At 37.2% G+C, this 13604-nt stretch carries 16 protein-coding genes and 1 pseudogene; 13 read left to right on the top strand and 4 right to left on the bottom strand.

Features of this window, described 5'->3' with window-relative positions; genetic code table 11:
* Nucleotides 1-168: 168 nt before the first annotated feature.
* The 13 genes and pseudogenes from GVJ38_RS12250 to GVJ38_RS12190 all read left to right on the top strand — a co-directional run bounded on the left by GVJ38_RS12250 (nucleotide 169) and on the right by GVJ38_RS12190 (nucleotide 9400).
* A complete protein-coding gene (locus GVJ38_RS12250; RefSeq protein ID WP_159723440.1) occupies nucleotides 169-1377 on the top strand; it encodes a hypothetical protein in 1209 nt (402 codons plus the stop codon).
* A gap of 115 nt (nucleotides 1378-1492) precedes the next feature.
* Nucleotides 1493-2572: a DNA/RNA non-specific endonuclease gene (locus GVJ38_RS12245; RefSeq protein ID WP_159723439.1), complete on the top strand. Its 1080-nt coding sequence runs from the start codon at nucleotides 1493-1495 to the stop codon at nucleotides 2570-2572.
* Between the two features lie 29 nt (nucleotides 2573-2601).
* On the top strand, nucleotides 2602-3447 hold the full coding sequence (locus GVJ38_RS12240; RefSeq protein ID WP_159723438.1) for a hypothetical protein: 846 nt from the start codon (nucleotides 2602-2604) through the stop codon (nucleotides 3445-3447).
* Between the two features lie 218 nt (nucleotides 3448-3665).
* Nucleotides 3666-3935 carry a hypothetical protein gene (locus GVJ38_RS14430; RefSeq protein WP_327785603.1) on the top strand — a complete coding sequence of 90 codons (270 nt, stop codon included), beginning with the start codon at nucleotides 3666-3668 and terminating at the stop codon, nucleotides 3933-3935.
* A gap of 162 nt (nucleotides 3936-4097) precedes the next feature.
* Nucleotides 4098-4304 carry a hypothetical protein gene (locus tag GVJ38_RS12230; protein WP_159723436.1) on the top strand — a complete coding sequence of 69 codons (207 nt, stop codon included), beginning with the start codon at nucleotides 4098-4100 and terminating at the stop codon, nucleotides 4302-4304.
* Nucleotides 4305-4406: 102 nt separating this feature from the next.
* On the top strand, nucleotides 4407-5108 hold the full coding sequence (locus GVJ38_RS12225) for a hypothetical protein (protein ID WP_159723435.1): 702 nt from the start codon (nucleotides 4407-4409) through the stop codon (nucleotides 5106-5108).
* 178 nt (nucleotides 5109-5286) lie between these two features.
* Nucleotides 5287-5751, top strand: coding sequence for a hypothetical protein (locus GVJ38_RS12220; protein ID WP_159723434.1), 465 nt, complete (start codon nucleotides 5287-5289; stop codon nucleotides 5749-5751).
* A gap of 18 nt (nucleotides 5752-5769) precedes the next feature.
* Nucleotides 5770-6030: a hypothetical protein gene (locus GVJ38_RS12215; RefSeq protein ID WP_159723433.1), complete on the top strand. Its 261-nt coding sequence runs from the start codon at nucleotides 5770-5772 to the stop codon at nucleotides 6028-6030.
* Nucleotides 6027-6254: a hypothetical protein gene (locus tag GVJ38_RS12210; protein ID WP_159723432.1), complete on the top strand. Its 228-nt coding sequence runs from the start codon at nucleotides 6027-6029 to the stop codon at nucleotides 6252-6254. Before GVJ38_RS12215 ends, GVJ38_RS12210 begins: the two co-directional genes overlap by 4 nt.
* A gap of 310 nt (nucleotides 6255-6564) precedes the next feature.
* The gene (locus GVJ38_RS12205) at nucleotides 6565-6711 is read left to right on the top strand and encodes a hypothetical protein (protein WP_159723431.1); all 147 of its coding nucleotides are present in this window, start codon (nucleotides 6565-6567) and stop codon (nucleotides 6709-6711) included.
* A gap of 348 nt (nucleotides 6712-7059) precedes the next feature.
* Nucleotides 7060-7797: pseudogene (locus GVJ38_RS14205) on the top strand (hypothetical protein).
* A gap of 77 nt (nucleotides 7798-7874) precedes the next feature.
* Entirely contained in the window at nucleotides 7875-8183 is a 309-nt protein-coding gene (locus tag GVJ38_RS12195) for a hypothetical protein (RefSeq protein WP_159723430.1), read from the top strand.
* A 62-nt stretch (nucleotides 8184-8245) separates the two neighbouring features.
* Nucleotides 8246-9400 carry a tyrosine-type recombinase/integrase gene (locus GVJ38_RS12190; RefSeq protein WP_159723429.1) on the top strand — a complete coding sequence of 385 codons (1155 nt, stop codon included), beginning with the start codon at nucleotides 8246-8248 and terminating at the stop codon, nucleotides 9398-9400.
* A gap of 220 nt (nucleotides 9401-9620) precedes the next feature.
* Here the strand turns inward: GVJ38_RS12190 and GVJ38_RS12185 are convergent, their stop codons facing one another.
* The 4 genes from GVJ38_RS12185 to GVJ38_RS12170 all read right to left on the bottom strand — a co-directional run bounded on the left by GVJ38_RS12185 (nucleotide 9621) and on the right by GVJ38_RS12170 (nucleotide 13322).
* Nucleotides 9621-10769 (bottom strand): site-specific integrase, encoded by a 1149-nt coding sequence (locus GVJ38_RS12185; RefSeq protein ID WP_159723428.1) that lies wholly within the window; start codon nucleotides 10767-10769, stop codon nucleotides 9621-9623.
* Complete coding sequence (locus tag GVJ38_RS12180; RefSeq protein WP_016171849.1) at nucleotides 10769-10960, bottom strand: DUF3173 domain-containing protein; 192 nt, start codon at nucleotides 10958-10960, stop codon at nucleotides 10769-10771. The genes GVJ38_RS12185 and GVJ38_RS12180 overlap by 1 nt, the downstream gene beginning before the upstream one ends.
* Nucleotides 10961-11381: 421 nt before the next feature.
* Nucleotides 11382-12599: an FRG domain-containing protein gene (locus tag GVJ38_RS12175; protein WP_159723427.1), complete on the bottom strand. Its 1218-nt coding sequence runs from the start codon at nucleotides 12597-12599 to the stop codon at nucleotides 11382-11384.
* Between the two features lie 93 nt (nucleotides 12600-12692).
* Nucleotides 12693-13322, bottom strand: a complete 630-nt coding sequence (locus GVJ38_RS12170) for a hypothetical protein (protein WP_143353060.1) — start codon at nucleotides 13320-13322, stop codon at nucleotides 12693-12695.
* Between the last annotated feature and the right edge of the window lie 282 nt (nucleotides 13323-13604).

Below are 13604 nucleotides of genomic sequence, written 5' to 3'. Positions count from 1 at the left end.
GTGCTATAATCAATTTTACCTTGGCAGGGGCAATTCAATTGCTTATGAGTATTACGTCAAAAAACGTAGTACTCTTTTTTTGAATTCATTTTTTCACTAAAATTTTCAAATCACTTATGATACAATTATTTTATGAAAGAGCTATCATTTTAACTAGGAGGTTTTGAAATGAAAAAAATGTTTGTTGGGTTATTTATTTTATCAGGATTTTTGATTGCACCACCTGTTTTAGCAGAAACGACAACCAGTTCACAAACTGCTCAAACAGTAGAACTAACTAGCGCGTCAGATTCAACACCTGCTTCTTGGCAACTTAGTCGTTTAGACACTGGAGCGGTGCTTGAAGATAAGACGACCTTCGAACCAGGCAAGGTCCTTCAGCTGACTTATACCGTAAATCAGGCAGAAGATACTTTACAATTACTTGATCCTCCCGCTGGTGTAAGTTTATCAAAGCTAGAAGCAACTGCAGAAAACCCGCACCGCGTTTTCTTGACGATCTCGCCAGAATTAACAACTGAATTTCCTTTAATTTTTGCACTTGGAAACCAAACAAAGTCTGTACTGTTCCAACCGGCTACCACTACGGAACAATCGAAACCAACAGTTTTAGCCGAAAGCGAGACAGCAACTACTCTCAGCACAGCTGAAACTAAAAATCAGTCATCCGAATCGACTGAATCGACCACGACTCAATCAACAAAAAATTCTCAATCAGAAGTCGCAACTTTAACGGCTAGCGATGGGAACTTTCCCGTTGCTGTAGATGAAACTGTAACTCCTGAGCAATTGCTGCAACTCGTTACGTACACAGGCGATAAAAGTCAACTTAAAGTCAAGATCACCGACACAAAATATGTCTACGTCACGCCCGATGCCGAAGTTTATCATTATGATTTAAATGGTTTACTACCAAAAACTAAGATCGAACGCGTGAGTGTGCTAACTGAACAGCAAGCTAAAGATCTTGGACGCCGCTTAGCCACTGAGGTCAGCGACAAAACGATTAACAAGATCAATCGCTCATTAGCAGGCCAATACAATGTTTCATTTTCTGATGCAACCCAATCGGCGCAATGTACTGTGACGATCGGTGACCCGATTGCAGCTAGTCAAGCTGGTCTACAGAAGTTGAAAAATACTCAAATAGCGACTACTTCAACAACTAATAATTCAAGTACCGCAAATAGTTCCAGCCCTGCTGCTACACCCATCAGTTTTGCTACTCCAAGCTCGGCTGCAGCACCAGCTACTAGCGGCAAAACGATCCCACCCTTTGGAGAAAAACCAAACGTTTACAGCGGACTGGGGCTCATGCTATTTATGCTAGCTAGTCTGTTCTTATTCAAAGCGGTACGCAATCAAGTAAAAAATTAACGAAATTAAGCTAAAAAACCATCGTGTTTTTTAGCTTTTTTGATTAAATTTTTTTGGATTATGATACAATTTAGCGTATGCCACACTCGGCAAATCTAAGAAAAGGAGGAGAAAAATGATTTTTATCGTTAGCGGTTTATTTTGTCTGTTGGTATTTCAGTCAAAAAATAAACGAACCCTTATATTGCAAGCTTTAGCACTCATTTTAGGCACGACTCTATTGATCTCATTTCCAACCGAGGCAAGCCAGAGCTGGGCAGCGGTAAAAGCAAACTCCGTTCAAGGCCGCTCAGCTAAAAAAGCTAATCCGCCAGCTGAACCTCAGCAGACGGCAAGTCAAGCTAATTCGCAATTAGCCGCACTGGATTACGCCGGCACCCAGACCATTGAAGTCAATCAAAACACACCCACATTTATCCCAAGTGATCTGTCACTGAAATATGGTGCTTGGGAAAAATATGGCGATTTAGATCAGTTGAATCGTGCTACATCCGCAGAAGCGCTGCTCAATCATAGCTTGATGCCCGCCACTAAGCGCAAAGCGATCGCAAGTGTCAAACCCACCGGCTGGCACAGTAAAAAAATCAATGGCACTTATTTATATAACCGTTCACATCTGATTGGTTATACTCTAGCTGGTGAAAATGCGAATTGGAAAAATTTAATCACCGGGACGCGGCAATTAAACAGTCCCGAAATGTTGCGTTTTGAGCTGGACATCAAAGCCTATTTGATGAAAGACGCTAAGCGATTCGTACGTTATTCCGTTACCCCGATTTTTCGTGGGAATGAACTACTAGCACGTGGTGTTCATTTGATGGCACAATCGGTCACAGATAACGAGATCAGCTTCAACGTTTACATTTTCAATGTGCAAACAGGCGTCAACTTGAACTATGCAGATGGGACGAGCCAAGTAATCCAAGCAACTAAAACGACTGCTGATTCTGCGACAAAAACGGCTACCTCAGTAAAGCAAACTCAAGTCCCCACCACAGCTGAAACGGGGCCAGCCTCTCCGACTGGAACAGAAAAAAACTATGTCGATGCTAACGGAAACGGCTTGATCAAAGGTTCTCGCAGTGGGATCTACCACCTACCTGGCAGTCAATATTATAACCGAACGACTAACCCAACTGCTTGGTTCAAAACAATCAGCGAAGCGCAACAAGCAGGTTATCGAGCACCTCGCTGAGTTAAATTCAATTTAAAGGAGCAAACGAAATGAATATTTTTGTACTACTCGCTAGTCTTTCCACTTTCTTTTTTGTCAGCTATCTTGCTAAACATACAGTAGCACCTCACTCAGCTAAACGGATGAACTATTGGTTGCTGACTGGCCTAACACTTTTAGTTATTGGCTTCATGACATTGGGAGTTTCTAAAACTGAAGCGGCGACTAAAAAGGAAGCGACTAAAACCGAAGTGAAAAAAAAGAAAACAAGTTCGTCTGATACTGCAAATAAGAAGCAGAAATTCAAATTAGTCGTTCCTGCTGAAATCGAAGCTGATGCAAATGACTCAGCTGAAATCAAAGGAACGACGAGTCCGAACGCGAAGATCCGTTTTGCTAAAAAAGAAACAAGCAAAACAATCAAAGCTGATAAAAAAGGTAATTTCAAGCTAGTCTATCACCTGACAACTGATCAAGCGAAAAAAATCAAATTGATTGCAACTAGTAACCACCAAAAAAAGACTACTACGGTTACCATTCAGCCAAATGCAAAAAAAGTAGCGGAAAAAGCGCAACAACTTGAAGCCCAAAAACAAGCCGAGGCGCAACGTCAAGCTGAAGCTCAAGCTGCTGAAGCTCAACGCCAAGCTGAGGCACAAGCTGCAGCGCAAGAGGCACAACGTCAAGCCGAAGCGCAACGTCAGGCCGAAGCACAAGCTGCTGAAGCCCAGCGTCAAGCCGAAGCTCAGACTGCAGAGGTTACCCAAACCCCACAACAAGCGCCTAACGCTGGTGGCATCACGGGTTATTGTAAAGATGGAGCACCTGCAAGTGGCGATCCAAGTGCTCGCGGTAAAGCGAACTCTTGTTACGGTCATGGCGGCTGGGTTCGATAAACATGCTGCAAAAAAAGAAAACACTACTGACTTGCCTCGTCTTTTTTTTAGCAATTTGTTTTGTCGGTGGACTCTTTCCGGCTAAACGTACGAGCAGTGTCACTCAGCATTATATCCAGCAAAATGAGCCAGATGTATTTGAAAAACTCGCCAAGCAAAAAACAGGAATCTATTTTTTCTATTTTCCCGAGTGCCCATGGTGTAAAGAGATCCTGCCCGTGTTAAAAAAAGAAGCGCTCGCAAAGAAAGTTTCGATCAATTTGATCAATATCCATGCAATCAGTTACTCTGATGCGGATAAACAACAATTGAAAAAAATAATCAAGACGACGGGCAATGGAGATGAAATCATCGTCCCTTTTATCGTAGCGATTGATCCACAACAAAACATTCGCGGACAAATCGGTTTGATCAGCCCAGCAATCCAACACGGACGCGCTAACTTGATCAAAGAAAAAGTCGATCAACTACTGCGTGTCACTTATTAAGTTAACTAACTTGCCATCTGTGAGCAATCACGGTGGCAAGTTTTTTAATCTTTTACCGACCGAAAGTTATCCTTTAATCTAAAAATTTAGACCCTAACGCTCCTTCTTTCTAACATCTTAGCTAAGATATGCTAGGATAAACTTGAAAGGAAGTCTTGTGTGATGAATAAAAAATTTAAATTGATTTTGGTTATCGGTGCAGTTTTTGCTGTGATCGGCCTAGCTGATGTCGCAACTCATGTAAAAAGTTTTGTCTTTTCGCCTGGTTATAGTTTGTTTTCCAATCAGCGGTTGCTGTTTCACCATTCCATGATGGGACATCGTTCGCTAAGTAGTCGAACGATCGATGATGGCGGACATTGTTACTGATTTTGCTCAGAATAGTAGAATTATTTCCTTTTTCTTTGTTTATCTTTTATAATTTAATTAAACTTTGTTACTAAGAAGATAAAAAAGAAGGAGGAATTTCAGATGAAAATGAAAGCGCTTAAAAATTTATTCTTAAGTCTATTTGCAGCTCTTGGATTGATCGGAAGTTTTGCGCTAGCAGAAGATGCGACTGCCGCAGCTAACATGTATCGCCTCTATAACCCAAACAGTTCAGAACATTTTTACACTGCCAATCAAGCAGAAAGTAAAAGCTTGCAACAAGCCGGTTGGCACGATGAAGGGATAGGCTGGATCGCACCTGATCATGGTCTGCCGGTCTATCGTTTATACAATCAAAATGCTGGCGATCACCATTACACTTTGAATGCGGCTGAGCGAGACTTATTGAAACAAGTTGGCTGGCACGATGAAGGACTTGCTTGGTACTCAGCAGAATCTGCAGCTCTCCCGCTTTACCGTTTGTATAATCCAAATGCTCTAGCTGGTTCTCACCACTATACATTAAATGCAGCGGAAAAAGAGCAATTAAAAACTTTAGGCTGGCATGATGAGGGGATTTCTTGGTATGCAGAAGGCGCACCACCTGCTCAACCAGAACCGTCGACGCCGCCCACTACCCAGCCACCACAAGTCGGCCGGCGTGTCTACGTCGCTCCCAAAGCTGGCAGGCGTTATCACTTTTCCACTAACTGTCAAGGACTCAAAAATGCTCATCAGATCAGCGAGTTAAGCGAAAAAGAGGCGATTGGACAGGGTTATACGTTGTGTGGGTATGAGAAATAACAAAAAATTACCGTAAGCTCTTCATTGAGCCAGCGGTATTTTTTTTGAATTTATGCTCACAGAATAAATTATAATCAATAGTCGTTCAAAATTTGAGGTAATTGCTAAAAAGTTCAATGTTAAAATGAGATACCACTAAAGAAGTTAAGTATTTTGAGAAAAACTAGGAGGAAACAAAGTGAAAAAATTAATGGTTGGGTTATTGGTAATGGGTAGTTTTTTAATTGCGGGTTGTTCGAGTAAGGACAATCCAAATAAGCAACAAGCAGCTGATCAGACACCTACAGCTTCTTCAAAGAGTACTTCTGTTTTTGATCACAAGACGCCCCCAAAAACTGGAAATCAAGAACTAGATGCACAAGTCGAAGAGATCAGTAAACAATATGATGAATTAACCGATCGAGCTAACGGGTTCGCAAAAGATCCGAACACCTTTACTCAAGATGAACAATTGCACTTCATGCAGGACGAAGGTACAACGATAAATGGTATGAACAGCATCATCCAACAACTTACTGGAAATGATCAATTAGACTCTGGCAAGCAAATGGAAGTAATGACTTTCGTTCAGAATAAAAATACCGATTTGTTAAATGCGATTAGCAAATGGCCTGAAGATATGCAAGCAAAAGTAAATCAATAAGTGAAGTTGGTGAGTAAAATGAAAAGAGCTATGTTTAGAATAATACGAATTTTATGTATGATAGTGATTGTTTTGGATATTTTAGCAGCCATTGGTGTTTTTGTTATGGCTTCTAAGTATGACGGTTTGGGAACATTAGTGCATAATTGGACAAGCAATCCATTTAACTTTGACCCTAATTCAGATGCGTTTATTATTAATCAATTGATATTATTCCTAATTGCCCCACTGATTTTCTTAATCATTATTCCAAATCCCAAAAAGAATATACATTTATGATGACAGCCACCAAGTTGACTCTCCACCCTATGATGCTGATTCAAGCTTATAATAAAGGCTGCCGTGAAGCTTGGGAAGTTGCTGATGAACTTGAAATCACAGTAAAGGCGTTAAAGGAAGACATCGAACTCTTTAAAGAGAAATATGGAAATGGATTTCAGTATGATAATTATGGGATTTTTTTCGGAGTTGGAAATTCTATAAAAATAAAACATCTTGATTAGGATGTGGCTTGAAACTATGAATAATGAAATCTGATCAATCTTTTTAGACGATCACTTTAATAAGAATTGAGTTTCGTTAAAACATATGATATAGAAAATTACCTAAAGTAGGCATTTTCGTACTCTTAAAAATTGAGTTCCGCTAATCTCATCAAATTCGAGTGGCTAGCGGGCCAAGTTTAGGAACCTACGGAAACAAGAACACGTTTCGGAATCCAGGTCGTCGTGTACGATCTGTTCAATTTTTTAATTAAATCAAACTACAACAGCATATTTAAGCTGTTGTAACAATTATAAGGGGAAATAAAAAATGAAAAAATTAATGGTTGGTTTATTGGCGATGGGTAGTTTTTTAATTACGGGTTGTTCATACAACAATCTTAAAAACGCTGAAACGAAACATTCGGCAACAACCTCCTCTACTAGTAAAAAGGGTGAAGTTATCAAGAAAGCTTAAAAAAAGAAAGCGAAACCGATGCAAACAATAAACATGGAAGCGAAAAAAATGTCCTAACTGTGGTGCTCCTATCAATGAAGTGAACAGTAATTATATCGATGATACGATTATAAAATGCCCTTACTGTCAAACAACATTTAAGGTTGAATCAAAATTCAAAAAATCGGCTGCAACTAAAAGTGTTCTAAAGGACATTTTTAAAGATCGGCGCTCTGATAAACAAAAAAAGTAGAAACTGTTCTAGCAGTTGGATTTTTTGATATTTGGAGCTATTTGTGTCTTAGCTTCTTTAATTTGGGCTTTTATTTATGCGGTATCTCAAAATTAAATTCAAAAGGAGGACTCACAATGAAAAAAATTCTTGCTAGTCTGTCACTTTGTTTTTTAGTTGGTATCACAAGTTTTGCGGTTGAAGGTCACGCCTCAAATGAAATCATGCAGCGAATGTATAATCCAAATAGTGGTGAACACTTTTACACTGCAAGTCTTAGCGAACGAAACGCCCTTTTAAATGCTGGGTGGCAACATGAAGGAATCGGCTGAGTTGGCTCGGACGTTAATCATGGAATGTACGTGTATCGAATGTATAATCCAAATGCTGGGGATCATCATTATACTGCTGAAAAAAACGAAAAAGATTGGTTACGATACACTCAAGGCTGGGAATATGAAGGCATTGGCTGGCACACCCCAATCGTAGGCGGAATCCCTGTCTATCGTCTTTACAATCCGAATGCAAAAACTGGTGCGCATCATTACACATTGAGTGCTGGTGAACGTGACGCATTGAAAAAAGTCGGTTGGCGTGACGAAGGGATCGGCTGGCGAGCATCAGCACGTAGCGCAAATACTTCTGATAAAGTGACTGACTTATATAAACGAGTTTATGAATTTCAAATGAAGCATTATGGTAAAGCCTATCCTGTTGCGTATATTGGAAGTGGCTACAAATCTGGTGCAACTCAAAATGTTTTTACTATACAACCCGATGGAAAACCAATCAGTCACGCATCTATGGTAATTAATGTTGAAACTGGTGCTATGTGGGGTGTAGGATTACGTAACCCTACTAATGGTTGGCAATAAAGTCTAAACAAGATTAGCCTTTTTAGGCTTTTCTTTTTAAATATAAAACGAACATACATTCGAAAGAGGGAGAAATTATGATCTATTCAGAATTTAAAGAGTTTTTAGAAACAAATGCAACTGGCTATTCCACATTTATTGATAAGGCTACAATTTATCAAACAGAAAAAAATAAAGCACGTCAGCCTAAAAAACGCTGGACTGAAAAGAAAATCGATCGTGCAGTAAATGAAATGTGGAAACAAGTCACGCAAAACGCGTATGAACAAGTCAAGAGTTCACGAAAAGCGGTGAAAGCTGGCATGCAAAGCTGGAAGAGTTTTATGAACGAGATTGGATTTTTAGAGTCTTTCAATGATGGCATCGCTGAGTTAGAACTTGAATAACCTTTTTTATTTAAGTATCAAACGAACGTAGGTTCAGAAACAACAAAGGAAGTGTGTGGAACATGAAAGGATCAGTTAGAAAACATGGCAAGCTATGGTATTACCGTTTAGAATTAGCACGAATAAATGGAAAACGGCAACAAATTGAACGGTATGGCGGCAAAAGTAAAGATGAAGCATTGAAAAAGATGCGTGAAGCCATCAAGCAATATGAAAGTGCTGGCGAAGTGTTTGAGGTTGCTACTATTTCCGTTCACGATTATTTTGAATATTGGTATAAAAATTATGTACTAGTCAACTTGAAATTAAATACGCAAAAAAATTATCGAGGTATGTTAGATAATCATATTTATCCTGCGATTGGAAGTTACAGGCTTTCTGTAATCAAACCCGCCACCCTGCAAGATTTGTTAAATGAAAAATTTAATGCTGGCTTAGCCAAACAAACGTTAGATATTTTAAAAGGGGTTTTGCGTAAAGGTTTTGGCATGGCAGTCTATCCTTACCAATATTTAACGATCGACCCAACACAACACATTGCAGTCCCTCACTACGATCAAAAAGATGGGAAAGATCGTGACGGCCTAAAAATCATTACTATGGAAGATTTTAATACATTATGTTCAATCGTAAAACCGAATGATCCTTACTACCTACCGATGATGATTAGTTTTCAAACAGGTCTACGACGCGCCGAAGTTTCTGGTCTACGCTGGAAAGATATTGATTTTGAAGAAGAAACACTCACCGTTGAACAAATCATGATTCAGGATGGTAAAAACTATATGATCGGAACACCAAAAATCAAGTCTTCTTTTCGTACAATTTTGATGGGTCAAACACTCATTAAGATTTTGAAAAGGGCAAGGATCCAGCAAAAAGAAAATCAATTACTCTATGGCGAACGGTATATTCAAACTGAGTTTGTTTGTGTCAAAGAAAACGGCAAACCCGTAACACCAAATTCAATTAAGTGGTACACGCAAAAATATCGTAACAAAACTGGCGTTAACTTCAACTTCCATTCATTTCGTCATACACACGCTACTATGCTATTAGAAAATGGATCGAAACCAAAAGAAATCCAACAGCGGCTTGGTCACTCACGTATATCGACTACGATGGACACATATGCTCATGTTACGAAAAAAATGAAACGAGATACCGTAGACATCTTTGAAAAGATGCTAAGCGATACCTCGTTAAGTAATCTATAGTTTGCCCACGGATTTTAGCGCCGTGGGCAAACCGTGGGCAAATCTGCCATTGGATTTTTATACAGACGTCACAAACCCTTATTTCTTCTTGGTTTCGTCCTCGTCCATTTTCGATTCCGACAACTAGCCTCTAAAGCCCGGTATATCAACATCAAAAATTCAAAAACCGGCTAAAAACGGCTCGTGACAGTAATTTGACAGCAGCAAATCGCAAAAAAAATTACACTTCAAATTTGGTAAATTCATCTGCTAAAGTTTGGTTGGTATCGGGATAAAGATGCCCGTATTTATCTAAAGTTGTCTTAACAGAAGAATGTCCCAACCGCTTTGAAACAGCATAGATATTGTTATTATGTTCAATCAAGAATGCCACATGAGAATGACGTAATCCATGTAAGTGAATCGGTTTGACACCAGCTACTTCAGCTAATTTTTTTACTCGACCTAAAAATGTCTTTGGAGATGGTGGTAAGCCATCAAAGGTAAAAATAAAGCCCAAGTCATCCCCAATCGTTTTTTGAGATTCTTTCCATTCCCTTAAGTCTTCTATCGTTTGCTTGTCTAGAGTAATCGTTCGGATACTTGAAGTATTCTTAGTATCTGAGAAATCATAATCCGTTCTTGTTCGAATATAGAGTGATTTACTCACACTACAAGTTCCTTTACGAAAATCAATATCTGGCCACTGTAGCGCAAAAAGTTCTTCACTTCTAAGTCCTGTCACGAATAAAAAGCGCATCATCCGTTTATAAAATTCTTCTTGGAAATCACATCGATATGAACAATTGTATACTTTCTTAAATTCATCAACAGTCCAAAATGCCACAACTGATCGCTGGGTTCTGATTTTCCCAATAGTATCTACCGGATTCTCATCAATGACTTCCAAAACTACCGCACGTTTAAAAATAATCCGTAACTTATTAAAGATCTGTTTAATATAATTGTTCGAAAGCGGACGTATTTTTCCTTCTTTATTCGTGACAGAACATTCTTGAACAAGAAATTGTTGAAACTCTTGAATATGAATCGGTCGAATTTTTTCCATTTGCATTTTTCCAAAATAAGCTAAAGCACGTTTTAAAGTCTTATCGGTTTTTACGTAGGTTTTCTCAATCGTCCCAAGTTTATACCATGGAAAAAAATACTTCTTATAAAATTCACGAAAAGTAATCCCTTGTAAATAAATTTCTTGAGAATCAGAATAATTCTTTTTCAATTCCTCCATCGCATCTTTTGCTTCTTTTTGCGATTTAAATCCTCTTCTAGTGGGTTGAATTCTCTTTCCGAAACGATCATAACCCAAAGTTAAGGAAAAATACCACGTTCCTCTCTTCTCGTCTTTGTACACATTTGCAACTCTTCTCATCAGTATTCATCCTCCCAAGAAATGTGTAAGACCTCTTCAATGACACTCACAGGTATCCTTTTAATCTTGCTATTGCGATAAAAAGAATACCCATTAGTGACTAAAAGAGCTTTGCATTCCCTGAAGATCTTGTCAGCGTAATACCGTGAAAATCCCAACTTAATAATATCTTGCCGAGTGGCTGTCTTCATTCTACCGCCTTCTCTTTCCTACGTCAGCGCCTCACGAAAAAACATAAGTTACAAATTATAAAAAACATTTATTTATCTACCAGCTGCTCATGTCAAAAAGCACATAGGATTTTCACCTCTCCCCAGTGATGGCGAGCCAATTTGATTACGGAAGTATCATTATTGCATTTGCAGATCATGGCTCGAATTTGACGATTCTTCTCTCAATTATTTATCGCTCCGATTACTCATCATGACGTAATTGAGAAATGCTCCCTGCAAATGGAAAGTACTGGTAGTTTTTGTATTCAATTTTCAAAGATCAATTATCTTTACACTAATAAAGACAATTGAAAATACAAAAAAGCAACTCTCTTTGGAAGAAAGTTGCTAACCGCCTCATTCTTATTAAGAATAGACAAAATAATTCAAATAGATATCCTTACCTAAACTTTTCTTTTATATAGGCCGCTCTTTTTTCTATATCTGGATAAATATTTCCTTGGTTAATACCCATTTCTTCCAATTGCTTACGAATTTTTGCTTTTGATGAACAAGGAACTATATATCTAACTAATTCTTTATTAACCTTGTAAGCAAATTTACGGTTTAAACGTTGTAGATATCCCGATTGTTCTTTTTCTATTTTTTTATGAAACGTTGACTTATTTGTAAATCCATAACTAATAAATGCTCCTGACTGATTCATAATACGATCATTATTTTTCAAGGGTAAGCATATATTAAATTCAAAAAGATCATTTGGGTCTAAAACATCTGAAAAAAATACTCCTGATTTTCTTGCTTCGTGCATTAGCTTCTTTACACAATTTAATTCCTTAAATTTATCTACTCTTTGCTTTTTATCTAACTCATATATTTTATTTGCATAAGCATGAATTTCTTTTTTCAAATCATATGGTAAAAACGCTAAAGAGTTTTGGATTTCAACAGTATCACTTGAAAATTTCTTTATTCCCTTTTTTTGCGCTGAAAAAACAAGTACTTCCCCATCTACATATTGCGAATTTTGATCTGTAATAGTTGTAGAAAAAAATAAGGCAGATAATATGTTGGAACTAATATCCAGCAATCGCGTAGGTAAACTAAAATGCTGCATTTCTGTCAATATTTCCAAGTGGTTCTTTAAATTGCTAAAGTTCTTTGAACTAACAGTCTGGAGCTCTGAATATAGATCATTTTCGTTTTTATAATATTTTTCTGATCTCATTATTGACGGAATAGCTTGAAAGTTTAGATTCTCATGACCCCTAAAAAAATAACTTCTTTCCTTTTCATCATCTAACTCAGAGAGGGCGCTCGTACTAAAAAAAGCAATAGCATCTTCTACAGTATTAATAATATTTATTTTTGCATCTTTTCTAATTAAATATTTATTTTTTACGTAATAATGTTTACTAATCGTTTCATCTTGTAGAAAGTTATTTGTTTTTTGTAATTCCTCGATCATTGTTTCCGTGGGAGGCTTGTGTGCACGTTCGATACACTGATTAACAAACACCTTTTTCAACTGGTCAACTGTTTCTTTTTCATTACTTACTTTCTCCGTAATCCTCCTATCTGCTTCATTTTCAAAATACTTTCTTTCAACATCAATAAAAGAATCAAAATGGATTTCACTATGTTTTTGCATCCTCATAAAAACTGTCTCCTCTGACAATGGTTTCATATAAGTTATGTATTCATTCATCCACATGGCAGAATAACGATAACTTTTTTCTTCAGTAGTAAATCAGGGGTTTAAGTAATCATCTTGATATTCTTCAAGAAGCGTTGCTTTTTTCCTACCCTCTAGCGCTCTAATTCTCTCACCGATAAATGACTTAATTTCAATAAATTCTAATCCAATAAGAAATTTTTGAGTTAATAAAGTCGTCCAGAATCTGATCTCCTCATCCAGAATTGGAACATAACTCCCACTCCAAAAATGTGATAAAGGACTGAGTGATAGTTTCTTGAAATCTTCAACATTCTTATTATATTTTAGAAATTCAGCAATATAATCAATCTTATCTTCAATACTTTGGTTTGACACAAATACAGAAAATATTTTTCTTATTACTTCAAAATCATTTGAATTATCGCTAATAAAGTTCAGTACCCATCTCTTGATATGATCATTTCTAATTGAGTCTTGTCCTTTATCAACTGGGAAAAATGTTTCATGTTTCTCATGATTAAAATAGAAATCATATAAGGGAGCAACGATATTCTTATATGCAATATCAATCAGTTCTTTATAATTATCTAGTAACCAAACCTTTTTGAAAATTTCTTTATCAAAAGTATCATGAAAATTTGTTATATCTACCTGTTTTGTATAAACTTGCCAGAATGTTGAATCTAACTTAATAATTTCCATTAATATTTCTCCATGAAAATCAATTTTAGAAGAAAAATACATTTTTTCAAGAGTATCAATATCCTTAGAGAAGACCTTAACTAGCTCCTTAGGTTTATTGTAAAATTCTATTAAAAATAAATGTGCTATTTCGGAATTATTTACTGATAAACTAGCACTAGTGTTGCACAAATAATTTCAGAAAAATCTGAAAACTATATTTCATTCAAAATTGCCCAAAAATCAAATGCTTACGCAGCGGATGACTTTTATTCCAGAAATTGTACGTTTTATTAAACTGAA

Origin of the sequence: Enterococcus sp. CSURQ0835, from assembly GCF_902706605.1 — a bacterium.
Taxonomy (GTDB): Bacteria; Bacillota; Bacilli; order Lactobacillales; family Enterococcaceae; genus Enterococcus_A.
The sequence above is the reverse complement of the archived record's forward strand: the minus strand, read 5'-3'. Positions and strand labels throughout refer to the sequence as shown.

What these genes read in the sequence shown, in the direction of transcription:
- GVJ38_RS12250 (WP_159723440.1), top strand. Translation starts at nt 169, where the DNA reads ATGAAAAAAATGTTTGTTGGGTTATTTATTTTATCAGGATTTTTGATT.
- GVJ38_RS12245 (WP_159723439.1), top strand. Translation starts at nt 1,493, where the DNA reads ATGATTTTTATCGTTAGCGGTTTATTTTGTCTGTTGGTATTTCAGTCA.
- GVJ38_RS12240 (WP_159723438.1), top strand. Translation starts at nt 2,602, where the DNA reads ATGAATATTTTTGTACTACTCGCTAGTCTTTCCACTTTCTTTTTTGTC.
- GVJ38_RS12230 (WP_159723436.1), top strand. Translation starts at nt 4,098, where the DNA reads ATGAATAAAAAATTTAAATTGATTTTGGTTATCGGTGCAGTTTTTGCT.
- GVJ38_RS12225 (WP_159723435.1), top strand. Translation starts at nt 4,407, where the DNA reads ATGAAAATGAAAGCGCTTAAAAATTTATTCTTAAGTCTATTTGCAGCT.
- GVJ38_RS12215 (WP_159723433.1), top strand. Translation starts at nt 5,770, where the DNA reads ATGAAAAGAGCTATGTTTAGAATAATACGAATTTTATGTATGATAGTG.
- GVJ38_RS12210 (WP_159723432.1), top strand. Translation starts at nt 6,027, where the DNA reads ATGATGACAGCCACCAAGTTGACTCTCCACCCTATGATGCTGATTCAA.
- GVJ38_RS12205 (WP_159723431.1), top strand. Translation starts at nt 6,565, where the DNA reads ATGAAAAAATTAATGGTTGGTTTATTGGCGATGGGTAGTTTTTTAATT.
- GVJ38_RS12195 (WP_159723430.1), top strand. Translation starts at nt 7,875, where the DNA reads ATGATCTATTCAGAATTTAAAGAGTTTTTAGAAACAAATGCAACTGGC.
- GVJ38_RS12190 (WP_159723429.1), top strand. Translation starts at nt 8,246, where the DNA reads ATGAAAGGATCAGTTAGAAAACATGGCAAGCTATGGTATTACCGTTTA.
- GVJ38_RS12185 (WP_159723428.1), bottom strand. Translation starts at nt 10,769, where the DNA reads ATGAGAAGAGTTGCAAATGTGTACAAAGACGAGAAGAGAGGAACGTGG.
- GVJ38_RS12180 (WP_016171849.1), bottom strand. Translation starts at nt 10,960, where the DNA reads ATGAAGACAGCCACTCGGCAAGATATTATTAAGTTGGGATTTTCACGG.
- GVJ38_RS12175 (WP_159723427.1), bottom strand. Translation starts at nt 12,599, where the DNA reads ATGAGGATGCAAAAACATAGTGAAATCCATTTTGATTCTTTTATTGAT.
- GVJ38_RS12170 (WP_143353060.1), bottom strand. Translation starts at nt 13,322, where the DNA reads ATGGAAATTATTAAGTTAGATTCAACATTCTGGCAAGTTTATACAAAA.